Origin of the sequence: Mycobacterium sp. (genome assembly GCF_965277065.1) — a bacterium.
Taxonomy (GTDB): domain Bacteria; phylum Actinomycetota; class Actinomycetes; order Mycobacteriales; family Mycobacteriaceae; genus Mycobacterium.
In genome coordinates, this window is the sequence record NZ_CBDIBT010000013.1 from 120,814 (window position 1) to 129,404 (window position 8,591).

Sequence of the window (8,591 nt, forward strand, 5' to 3'; positions counted from 1 at the left end):
TCGAGGTCATTTTTTCGGCAAGCACCGCCCGGTTACCTGACTCACCAGCTTGACGAACGTGGGTTGTCCGTTTCTGCCGTTGAGCTTGATGATCACGTCGCAGATATAGAAGCCGAAGTAGTCGCCGTACAGACCCTGGCGGGACAACACCTGATAGACGTCGGGAAGTGTCCTGACGAGGTCGTCGAAGTAGTTGTGATCGGACTCGATCTGTCCCGAAACCCGATCCGTTTGCACCACGGTGTCTTTGATCGGTTGTCGCGCTTGGGTCAACAAATCGGCGACCGAACCGGTCGCGGCATTGATGTAGGCCACGTCCTTGGTGATGTCGGTCTTGCGTTCCGACAGCGCCCCGACCAATGACGAGAGCTTGTCCAGGCCGTCGGAGAACTGTTTGTCACGGGTGCCGAAGGTGTGCAGCACGACGTTCAGGTTGGTGATCACATCACCGATCAGCTTGTCGCGGTTGGCCAGCGTGGTGGTCAGCGCGGACGTCTCGCCGAGCACCGACGAGATGGTGGCGCCCTCACCCTGAAACACCCTCAGCAGTTGGCCGGACAGCGCGTTGACCTGGTCGGGATCCAACGCGCGAAACAGCGGCCGGAACCCGCCGATGAGAGCGTCGACATCGAGGGCCGGCGACGTTCGGGCCAACGGGATGGTGGCGTTCTGCGGCAATTTCCTGGGCGGACCGGGCCCGTCCTCGAGCGCGAGATACCGGTCGCCGATCAGGTTTTCGTAACGCACCGACGCTTTGGTGCCTTCGGTGAGCCTCAGCCCTTTGTCGATCGCGAAGTTGACGTGGACCGTGCCGTCCTTCTCGAGCTTGAGGTCGCTGACCTTGCCCACCTCGACGCCGGCAATGCGGACGAAATTGCCGCCCTTGAGCCCCGACACGTTCGAGAACACCGCGCTGTATGACGTCCGCGAGTCGAACCGGAACTGCCCGAAGACCGTCACCAATATGAAGACGAAAGCAAGAGAGACAACGGTGAACGCCACCACACGCGCGATAGCGCCGGCGTCGGTTCTCATTGCAGCTCCTTACTTTTCGAGGTCGGTGAAACTCAGGGCGATGGAGGTGGTGCGGGTGGCAGCGGCGGCGTCGCAGCCCCGGCATAGTCCGGCGCACCGTACGGCGGTTGGCCGGGGTAGGCCGGCGGCAGGCCCGGCGCCGGACCGCCAGGGTAGCGAATCAGCGGCGGCTGCGGAGTTCCCTTGGTGACCGGGAAGTAGTTGACGTAGCCGGGGAACCCGATCCCGGTGTTAGGCCGAATATCTAGTCCCGTACCGAATCCGGTGTCGGTGACCAGATACTTCACCGGGAAATTCGCACTCGCATCAGGCAACGAACCACAACTCGGCCGGCCCCCAGGACCACCCTTGGCTTGCACGCGCGGCAAGTTGTCCGGATAGCGGTACGGGTCGTCGCCGAAGAGCAGCCCACCGTCGATGTTGAGCGATTTCCCGTTGCCCCCCATGGCGGCTCGACCACCGTTTTCGAGGTACCACACCGCGCCCTCGAAGGTGCACTTGTAGGTCGGTGAGTACTTGCCCAGCAACTCGAAGGTCGGCGCCACCAGATTGATTGCGCTGACCAGGTTCTGCTCATTGCGGCCGATCGTGTTGATGCCGGCGTTCGAGAAGCCGATAGCATCCAACAACAGTTCGTTGAGTGCTTTTTTGTTCTTGGTGATCGTGACGCTCGTCGTTGTAAAAGAATCAAGCGTTGACAAAATATCCTGCGCCGCAACCGAATAGGTGGCGGCGGTCTTACCGAACAGCTGCCAATCCTTAAGGATGGTCGCTTGTTTTGGGTTCACCGCAACGAGAAATTGGTTGCCTCCGCTGATCGCCTCGCCGATCCGGTCACCTTTGCCACGGAAGCCATCGGCCAACGCCGACAACACCCCGTTCAGCTTCGCCGGGTCGATCGCGTGCACGATCGACTGCAAGTTCTCGAAGACCGTGTTGACCTCGACGGTCGTATTGCGGCTATGCAGCACAGCACCTTTGGCCAATTCACGATGGCTGACGCCTAATGCGGGCACGATCAGGTCGACGTACTTGGCGCCGAACGCGGTGCTGGACTTGATCTCCGCTTCGACGTTGCTCGGCAGGAAGCGAAACTCGTTCGGATAGATCTTGAGCTTCAGCTTCGACAAGTTCGTGCCGGCCGCGTCGGCGTAGGACTCGACTTTCGCCACTTCACCGATCTGCACCCCGCGTAGCTTCACCTTCGCGTCGTCTTCCATGACCAAGCCGGCCCGGTCAGAGATCACGGTCAGCGGCACGGTCGTCGTCAGGGTCCCTTCGAACGCCATCGCGGTCAGCGTGCTGACCACGACGACCACCAGCACGAGTAACGGTGCCCACCAAATAGGGTCGATCCCCCGGCGCCGCCGGGTTTCCTGGCTCATCCGATCACCCCGACAAATGGAAATTGCCGGACTGCCCGTACACGGACAGTGTGATCGTCAAGAGAATGAAAACCCCGGCGGTGATCGAAGACCGAACGGCACGACCCACCGCTTCGCCGACGCCCGCCGGCCCCCCGGTCGCGTTGTAGCCGTAATACGTGTGGATGGCCATCACCGCGGCCGCCATCGACAGCGCCTCGACGAACGACCAGAGCAGATCGGTCGGGTGCAGGAAGGACGAGAAATAGTGGTCGTAGACACCGCGCGATTGCCCGTAGACGATCGTCGTGCCGAACCGGGTCGCCAGAAACCCCATCAGCATCGCGGTGGTGTAGATCGGGATGACCGCTACGACGCCGGCCACGATGCGCGTGGACGCCAGGTACGTGACCGGGCGGATGGCCATCGCCTCCAACGCGTCGATCTCCTCGTTGATGCGCATGGCCCCGAGTTGCGCGGTGGCGCCGGCACCGATGGTGGCGGCCAGCGCCACCCCTGCGGTTGCCGGCACGATGAACCGGACGTTGAGAAACGCGCCCAAAAACCCGGTAAGAGCCTCGATTCCAACGTTGGACAGTGTGTTGTAGCCCTGCACGGCGATCAGCGCGCCGGTGGTCAGCGTCAGAAATCCGACGATCACCACCGTGCCGCCGATCACCGCGAGTGCCCCGGTCCCCATCCCCAAGGACAGCGATCAGACGTAGGACTTCGCCCGGATACCGGCGCACCGCATCGACGGTGGAGCCGAGCGCGTTGCCGATGAACGCCGTCTGCTCGCCCAGGGTCCGGACAGCCTCGATCACGCCATTCAGGAAATCGCGACCCGGGATATAGGTCTCGTCTTCGTCGGTCGTCGTGCCTCCGCCTGCCCGCTGCTGGTACTTATCCGTCACGGCGACACCTTCACACCGAACGCGGTAGCCAGGATGTTGATCAAAAACAGCGCCATGAATGCAAACACCACGGTCTCGTTGACCGCGTTGCCTACCCCGGTCGCACCGCCGCCGACGGACAAGCCCTTGTAGCACGCGATCAGACCTGCCGAAAGCCCGAACAGCAGCGCTTTGACCAGCGACACGATCACCTGAGGAAGGCCGGTCAGGATGGTCATTCCGAAGATGAACGCTCCCGGCGTGACGTGTTGGACATACACCACGAAGAAGTAGCTGCCGGTCAGGCCGACGACCGCGACCGCCGAATACAGCAGCAGCGCAACAAATGTCGCGGCGATCACCCGGGGCACTACCAGAGCCTGAATCGGATTGATCCCGATGACCTTCATCGCGTCGATCTCTTCACGAATCGTTCGGGCGCCCAGATCCGCGCAAATCGCGGTGGCCCCGGCGCCGGACACCACGATCGCGGTGACCACCGGCCCGACCTGGGTGATCGACGCCAGCGCCGCACCGGCGCCCGATAGGTCACCGGCGCCGACCTCGATCAACACGATGTTCAGCGTGAAGACGATCAAAACGGTGTACGGAACGGACAGCACCAAAGTCGGCACAATCGACACTCGCGCGACGAACCAGATCTGGTCGATCAGTTCACGCAGCGCGAAAGGTCGGCGAAAGACAGCAGAAAACGTTTCGCCCGCCATGACGACGAAGTCGCCGACCGCACTGGCCGGCTTCGACCACTCGACCCGCGACAGGGCCGACCCACCGGATTTTTCAGACACCCGGTCTACCCGATCCGCCGACGACGACGTGACCAAGACCACGTTCCAGTTTGCTCGGGTCGCGTGCACCGGTAGCTCGGCCGATGCGTCCGACGGATTGGAAACGGGATGCTGAGCAGGAGCGATTCGCTGTCGTCAACCATTGAACTTGCGGTGATTGCGGCGTTCAACGAGTTTGCTCGCCCTTCTGGCTCTCGATGCGACTCATCGCGCTCCTCTGCCTGCGGGAAGTTTCGGTCACCCTGCGGTCAGCGGGTGCACCCGCGTACATGAACACGACGGCGACGCCGCAGGCCGACTGCACGCATAGAACACGTCGAAAAGTTACGGATGCGTCGAGGCGTGCGGGAGGGTTGTACTCAGCAAGAAAATATCTGCGCCGGAGCCGTCGACGAGTCGGAATCAGCCGCTGAGCTGGACAGATGCCTGGCACGCCAACAGGCCCGGCAGCGGCTTGGCTACCGTGTGCCGGGCTCGTGGGAACAACTCAGCAGACGTTCGTGCGCCCTCCGCGATGCGCCGCACCGCCTTGAGGAAGACGTCGACGGGCGAACCGTCGCCTCCAGTCCCCGTCGCCGCAGAGCGGGTTGCGCGCAGTGATGACCCGCACCGAGGCGGGCCAAGCATAAAACTCGGCGTGATTTTTATCCCGGCGGGGTTGCAAGCTTTGCGGTCCAAGTGCCCGCATCAAATCGTGCCCTATAGTGGCGATATGCAACACGCTGCACAGCCGCGTCTCGTTCCCTCGCGCTGCCTCGCCGTGATACGTCGTTGCTGTTGTTGTGGTTGATTTCCTGACGCCCTTTTGACGCTGTAGAAAATCTTCGCGCTTCCCCGCCTCAGGGCGACTATCTCCGCATGGCCGGAGGAATCGAAATGCGCACCGCTTCACAGTCTTTCAGGAAGCTCAACAACAGTGACGATTCTGTTCTCGAACCACGGCACGGCCACGCCGGTAGCGACTGACGGCCGCGTTTTGGTCCGTTCGGCCACGGAACTGTCGCGCCTGACCCGCGACCGCGGCGGCACTGATTTGCACACCGTGGAAAAAGTCTTCTTCACCGACGGCAAAGCCAAGCCAGCACTCATCGACGCCGAAGCGGTCGCCGACGCCGAACTGGTCGGCACGTTCCGGGCCACTGCCCCGTTGACGATCGAGGCCTCGGACCGACACCGCCTCGGCGACGCGGACGGATTCGCGATCGAATCGGTCGAGCCTGACAGATGTGGCGTTGGATCCCACGGCACAACGGTTTACCCCCGTCGCGCTAGCCATCCCCGCCGAGACCGCCATAGAGTTTGACATAAGTTGGGAGCACAACGAATTTTGATCCGCGACCCTGGGAGCGAATCGTAGATGAGCATTGCCGAAGACGTCACACAGCTGGTCGGAAACACGCCACTGGTGCGCCTGCACCGCGTAACCGAGGGTGCGGTGGCCGATGTGGTCGCCAAGCTGGAGTACTTCAATCCCGGAGGCAGCGTCAAGGATCGCATCGGGGTTGCGATGCTCGATGCCGCCGAAGAAGCGGGATTGATCAAGCCGGACACCATCATCCTCGAGCCGACGAGCGGGAACACCGGTATCGCGCTGGCGATGGTCGCAGCGGCTCGTGGCTACAAGCTTGTCCTGACGATGCCGGACACCATGAGCATCGAGCGCCGAGTGTTGTTGCGCGCGTACGGCGCCGAGCTCGTTCTGACGCCGGGGAAAGACGGTATGCCGGGCGCGATCGCCAAGGCTGAGGAGCTGGCCAAGAGCGAACAGCGCTACTTCGTCCCGCAGCAGTTCGAGAATCCGGCGAACCCGGCCGTCCACCGCGCCACCACGGCCGAAGAGGTGTGGAAGCAGACGGACGGCAAGATCGACTTCTTCATCGCGGGCGTCGGCACCGGCGGCACCATCACCGGGGTCGGACAGGTACTCAAGGAACGCAATCCAGACGTGCAGGTGATCGCCGTCGAGCCGGCCGCGTCGCCGGTGCTGTCCGGCGGGCAGAAGGGGCCGCACCCCATTCAGGGCATCGGCGCCGGATTCGTCCCGCCGGTCTACGACGAAGACGTCGTCGATGAGATCATCACCGTCGGCAACGAGCACGCGCTCACCATGGCCCGGCGCCTCGCCACCGAAGAGGGTCTGCTGGTCGGGATCTCTTCGGGCGCAGCGGTTGTCGCGGCGTTGGAGGTGGCTCGTCGGCCCGAGAACAAGGGCAAGAGCATCGTCGTGGTACTGCCGTCATCCGGTGAGCGGTATCTGAGTACCGTCCTGTTTTCCGATCTGGCGGACTAGCCATGCTCACCGCGATTCGGGGGGACATCCAAGCGGCCAAAGACCGCGACCCCGCCGTTCCTAGCACGCTGCAAGTCGTGTTCGCCTACCCCGGAGTACATGCCATTTGGGGGCACCGGGTGAGCCACTGGTTGTGGGAACGCGGCGCGAAAGTGGCCGCGCGCACGTTGGGTGAGATCACCCGAATCCTGACCGGAGTCGACATCCATCCGGGCGCGATCATCGGCAAGGGCCTGTTCATCGACCACGCCACCGGGGTGGTGATCGGCGAGACCGCCGAGGTGGGCGACGACGTCACCATTTTCCATGGCGTCACGCTCGGCGGAACCGGCGCACAGACCGGCAAGCGTCATCCGACGATCGGAGACCGGGTCATCATCGGCGCCGGCGCGAAAGTCCTCGGCGCGATCAACATCGGTGACGACAGCCGAATTGGGGCCAATTCCGTTGTCGTCAAGGAGGTTCCGAATAGCGCCGTGGTCGTCGGAGTTCCCGGACAGGCCATCAGCCACCACGGCTCCAGCGGCAGCGACGCCTTGGTGCCCGACCTGGTCGGAATAAGCCTGCATTCCCTGCTCACCCGGGTCGCCAGGCTCGAAGACCAAGCGCACACGCCGCAGACCGACCGGGTCATCCGGCCACCGGAAGCCGGCGTGTGGCACGGCGAGGACTTCTCGATCTAGGCTGCGCCCGACTCTCCCCAGGCGCCATACCCACCGAGCAGGTCCCCCACGCTTTCAAAGCCCGCGGCGCGAAGCACACTTGCGGCCACCAGCGACCGGTAACCGCTGGCGCAGTAGGTGACCACCGGCGCTGCGGGGTCCAGGCTTTCGAACGAGTCAGTCAGGGTCGGCAAGGGAATCTCTTGCGCCCCAGGGACGACGCCGTCCTCGGTCTCCCCCGGGTTGCGCACGTCGACAACCTGCAGACCGGGTTCGTCGCGGAGCAATTCGGCCAGCTGCTCCGGCGTGAAGCGCGCCGCGGTCTCGACGAGGTCCGGGTGCCGCGTGAAAACGGCTGCCAGGTCGTCTAATTGGCCGACGACGCGGTCCAACCCGACTCGGGCAAGACGGGTCTTGGACTCCAGCGAGATCCCGGCATCACCAACGAGGACGATATCGCGATCGGGCGGGAAGACTTGTCCTGCGCTTTCGGCGAACCGGCCTTCCAGCCCAACATTAACGGCACCTCGCAGGTGGCCGCGGGCGTATTCGGCCGGGTCCCGGGCATCCAGCAGGATCGCCCCCACCGCCGCGTACCTGCGCACCTCGTCGATGCTCAGCAAGGGCGGCGCTCTGTCGTCGAACAAGGGGCGCTGCTCGCGGTTGCGCACCGAGTCGAACTCGAAATAGTGCGGTTGCGGCGACTGACCCTCGGTGATCGACGCAATGAACTCATCGAGGTCGGAAAAATGCAGTGCATAGTTGTCGCGCCGCTGGTCACCAATCGTCGAACTGGTCTCGCTGGACATCTGCTTGCCGCATGCCGAACCGGCGCCGTGCGCCGGGAAGACGCGAGTGGCGTCGGGCAGCTTCAACAGCTTCTCGTGCAGCGAGTTGTACAGCGAACGCGCCAACTCCTCCGAGGACAGGCCTTCGCCGGACAGCAGGTCCGGCCGTCCCACATCGCCGACGAACAAGGTGTCGCCGGTGAGGACGCCGTAGGGCACCTCGTCGTCGGGGCGCTCGTAGACCACGATGGAGATCGACTCCGGGGTGTGGCCCGGTGTCGCGAGGATGTCTAATGTCACATCGCCCAACGAGATTCGCTGTCCATCATGCAATGAATCCACCGGAAATTTCAGTTCTGCTTCTTCGCTGTAGCTGATCTGCGCCCCGGTGGCGGCCGCCAACTCCAGGTGGCCGGTGAGGAAATCGGCGTGAATATGCGTCTCGATGACCCGCTCGATTTTCAGCCCGTATTCGGCAGCTTCGGTCAGATAGACATCAATGTCACGCCGCGGGTCGACGACAACCGCCCGTCCGGTGGTCTCATCACCGATGAGATAGGACCCCTGCGACAAGCAATCCAAGTAGTGCTGCGTGAAGATCAATTTCGCCTCCCCGGGGCCGTCAAGACGTCGCCTTGCCACCACTGTTGCGCATCTTTTGAAGCCTCGCTGCGTGCGTCGGTAGTCGCGCCGCGCCGATTCCCGTCGCCGTGATCGCGATTTAGCGGGCCTGCCGCCGGGTATAGGCGC

The 8,591-nt window shown here is 63.3% G+C and carries 7 protein-coding genes and 1 pseudogene; 3 read left to right on the plus strand and 5 right to left on the minus strand.

Going from position 1 to position 8,591, the window contains the following annotated elements; genetic code table 11:
• Positions 1-6 precede the first annotated feature (6 nt).
• The 4 genes and pseudogenes from ACQY5A_RS02680 to ACQY5A_RS02695 form a co-directional block, all read right to left on the minus strand.
• Positions 7-1,035, minus strand: a complete 1,029-nt coding sequence (locus ACQY5A_RS02680) for an MCE family protein (protein ID WP_428338823.1) — start codon at positions 1,033-1,035, stop codon at positions 7-9.
• Positions 1,036-1,067: 32 nt separating this feature from the next.
• Positions 1,068-2,420, minus strand: coding sequence for an MCE family protein (locus ACQY5A_RS02685; protein ID WP_428338824.1), 1,353 nt, complete (start codon positions 2,418-2,420; stop codon positions 1,068-1,070).
• A gap of 4 nt (positions 2,421-2,424) precedes the next feature.
• Positions 2,425-3,250, minus strand: a pseudogene (locus tag ACQY5A_RS02690) (ABC transporter permease).
• 59 nt (positions 3,251-3,309) lie between these two features.
• Positions 3,310-4,020, minus strand: a complete 711-nt coding sequence (locus ACQY5A_RS02695; protein ID WP_428338837.1) for an MlaE family ABC transporter permease — start codon at positions 4,018-4,020, stop codon at positions 3,310-3,312.
• 997 nt (positions 4,021-5,017) lie between these two features.
• On the opposite strand from ACQY5A_RS02695, the gene ACQY5A_RS02700 reads away from it, so the two are divergent.
• From ACQY5A_RS02700 to cysE, 3 genes are read left to right on the plus strand one after another with little or no spacing between them, the layout of a single operon-like run.
• Positions 5,018-5,404: a hypothetical protein gene (locus ACQY5A_RS02700; RefSeq protein ID WP_428338825.1), complete on the plus strand. Its 387-nt coding sequence runs from the start codon at positions 5,018-5,020 to the stop codon at positions 5,402-5,404.
• A gap of 54 nt (positions 5,405-5,458) precedes the next feature.
• Positions 5,459-6,391: a cysteine synthase A gene (gene cysK, locus ACQY5A_RS02705; RefSeq protein ID WP_428338826.1), complete on the plus strand. Its 933-nt coding sequence runs from the start codon at positions 5,459-5,461 to the stop codon at positions 6,389-6,391.
• A gap of 2 nt (positions 6,392-6,393) precedes the next feature.
• Complete coding sequence (cysE, locus tag ACQY5A_RS02710; protein WP_428338827.1) at positions 6,394-7,074, plus strand: serine O-acetyltransferase; 681 nt, start codon at positions 6,394-6,396, stop codon at positions 7,072-7,074.
• On the opposite strand, the gene ACQY5A_RS02715 is transcribed toward cysE, so the two are convergent.
• Positions 7,071-8,444, minus strand: coding sequence for an MBL fold metallo-hydrolase (locus ACQY5A_RS02715; protein WP_428338828.1), 1,374 nt, complete (start codon positions 8,442-8,444; stop codon positions 7,071-7,073). The genes cysE and ACQY5A_RS02715 overlap by 4 nt on opposite strands.
• Positions 8,445-8,591: the final 147 nt, after the last annotated feature.